This is a genomic window from Porphyromonas sp. CAG:1061 (assembly GCF_000435035.1).
Classification (GTDB): Bacteria; Bacteroidota; Bacteroidia; order Bacteroidales; family Porphyromonadaceae; genus Porphyromonas_A; species Porphyromonas_A somerae.
On record NZ_HF988874.1, the window covers coordinates 8,701 to 10,542 of the forward strand.

The following is a 1,842-nucleotide window of genomic DNA, read 5'->3' on the forward strand; positions in this document are numbered from 1 at the left end:
CCGTGGCGGTCGACTCATCCTCGACGACGGCATCAAGGTGCTCCCTTGGAAGGTGGAAAACGAAACCATTGAGGTGGATATCGATGATGCAAAGACACCTCCTGTAATTCCCATAAAGAAATAAGCATTATGAAGAATAGAATACTGCAAGTAGCTACCATTATTGGGCTATCAATGATTTTTACTTCTTGCGAGAAGGGTGCCAATAGAGCGGAGGTGACGCCCGATGCTCCTGAGGTGGATCCATGGGAAGGGTATGAGAAGACGCCCGATGGTACGCGCATTATCCTACCAGAGCCTATCACGCTCAATATCTCTGTAGCCCCTACGCGTGTGGTCAATAATACACTGAGAGCAGATATCGGTGTCTTTGATGGCATCTATAGTGAAGATGAGCGGGCTAGAGCTACGGTGAATACCCCAGAGCCTGCAGATAAGCCAACGCCTCCTCGTAATCCTTATAAATATGGCACTGCGGAGTTTTGGCAGTGGTACTATTCTGACGAGTATAGAGCCTATCAACGTGAGTTTGATCGCTGGCAAAGTTGGAATACCAATGGTGGTGAGGATTGGATTCGTGACCTCCATATCCCTGAGCTTCGAGAGGGGGATTATAAGGTGGAAGGCTTGATCCCTTATAGTGATTTTGGTCGATACTCTACACGAGTGGATGTCACCCCATACTCTAAGGTAACCATCACTTTCTATAAAATCCCTACCTCTGGTGTACTCTCGTTTATGGTCAATAGCAAAGCGTACCATACCTACTACAATAGAGACGAAAACTTGGCTCCGCTGACGCTGGAGAATCCTTTTTTGCTCAGCGAAAATCCAGACTTTAGCTACGAGCAGGATGTGGTATCAAAGCGTAAGTGGATTGACTCGAAAAATATATTCCCGGGTAGTGACCTTGGTGGTAATAGTCAATTATTTGAGTCTTCTTATCTGCCAATGTTTAGTCGTTTGGTGGACGTGAAGCCCAATGATAAGCGGGGTATTAACGGTCGCGAGAGTGGCTCTACTGAACCAGTGCATGAGATCAGGAGCATCTACCTAGAGCGGGCAGTGGCCAAGGTGACGATTCGATGGGAGTATGAGTATTACCCAGCTGGAAGCACTAAAGAAGTGAAACCGGTCAAGGACCACTTCTTTGATGATATCTATCCTGGGCAGTATGCCAATATCACCAGTGTGGTTCCTAATAATTGGGCAGCACTCAAGAGTCATTATGAGAAAGTGGGCAAGCCTGCAGCGAATATGCCGTTCTATAGAAGCTACCCCAACATTGCGCATACCGAAGATGAAACTGTAGGTACGGCTTTGGGGAAAGGGGGAACAGAGCACTTCTATATGCCGGAGAACTTCCCTACCAATGCATCAGAGCAGGCGACCATGTTGGTCTATATCACTAAGTTTGACCCTGCCACCAAGGCGATCGTTGGGAAGCGACGCTATAAGTATTATGCGATACCTTTTGGAACCAAGCGTGCCGATGGTCTACGTGAGATCCGACGTAACCATAGTTACGAGATCCTCCTCCGCTTCACGTACCCAGGTAAAGGTGGTGGCTCTCTACCCGAAGGACCAGATCCAGTTGTAAATATCGCTTTGTGATCGCGGCTCCAGGCTCGCACATTTATGTACTCTCCCAAAGCGGCAATCCCGTTTTGGGAGAGTTACTTTTTAGGTACCTTTCTCGGACAAGTCGGACAGGTCGGACGCTCGAATGGAGCACCCTGTCGGGTGCTGATGGGGTGTCGATAAGGAATCACCGGTACTTGATTGTCAAGAAAAACCCCGAAGGGGTTTCATGGTGTATTAACCCAAGCTTCCCCCTGAAGG

General features: G+C 48.3%; 1 protein-coding gene. It reads left to right on the forward strand.

From position 1 onward, the window contains the following. Positions 1-129 precede the first annotated feature (129 nt). Positions 130-1,614, forward strand: coding sequence for a hypothetical protein (locus tag QVO39_RS02000; RefSeq protein WP_021902797.1), 1,485 nt, complete (start codon positions 130-132; stop codon positions 1,612-1,614). Positions 1,615-1,842 lie beyond the last annotated feature (228 nt).

Bases quoted from the DNA above. Each gene is read 5' to 3' on its own strand.
- QVO39_RS02000 (WP_021902797.1), top strand. From the start codon at position 130: ATGAAGAATAGAATACTGCAAGTAGCTACCATTATTGGGCTATCAATG.